Below are 712 nucleotides of genomic sequence, written 5' to 3'. Positions count from 1 at the left end.
CCGCGCGGCTCGCCCACAGCGGGACCTCGATGATCGCCGTCGTCCCGCCGTGGGCCGCCGGGGCGCACCACGTCGAGCGGCCGATGCCCGCCGAGCCCGCCGCGAGGCGGTGGCGGAGCGCGGGCGGGGGCAGGACGTGCACGGCGGGGGCCGGGGTCTCCCAGTGGAGGGCGTCGAAGGTGCCGTACTGGAGCGGGATGCCGTGGTCCGTCGCCGCGCGGGCGAACGGCTTCTCGACGCCCGGGAGCCCGGCGGTGAGCTGGAGGAAGGTGCCGCCCGCGTCGACGTTGTGCAGGGAGCATTGCAGGACGGGGCGCAGGGTGCCGACGAGGCCGAGGAGCGTGTCGGTCTCGGGCAGGCGGTGCCCTTCGATCGGGGCCCACTCCGGCTGCTCGGCGGCGAGCGGGCGGTAGGAGGCGCGGTAGTAGTCCGCGAGGGCGCGCGCGGGCGGCGCGGGGACCGGGCCGCCGCAGACCTCCGCCGTGCGGCTGAGAGCCGCCGCGTCCGGGTCGAGGCAGAGGAGGAAGTCCCAGGTCACGCGGGTGAGATCGGCGGCGGGGGACGCGATCCGGCCGCGGAGGAGGCGGCGCGCGAGCGTGAGCGCCGTCGTCGGTCCCGTCGGCTCGTCCGCGTGCGCCCCGGAGACGACGAGTACGTGGCGGGGGCCGCGGCCCACCGAGAGCAGGAGCAGCGGCCGGCCCCCGCGCGAGGT

At 78.4% G+C, this 712-nt stretch carries 1 protein-coding gene; it reads right to left on the bottom strand.

Features of this window, described 5'->3' with window-relative positions:
- Window positions 1-712 (bottom strand): M14 family zinc carboxypeptidase (locus tag G3I42_RS21535; RefSeq protein WP_275405274.1); only part of this gene is annotated, 712 nt, incomplete at both ends.

Source organism: Streptomyces sp. SID11385 (genome assembly GCF_010548245.1).
In the GTDB taxonomy this organism is placed as follows: domain Bacteria; phylum Actinomycetota; class Actinomycetes; order Streptomycetales; family Streptomycetaceae; genus Streptomyces.
This window is presented reverse-complemented; position numbering and strand designations above follow the sequence as displayed.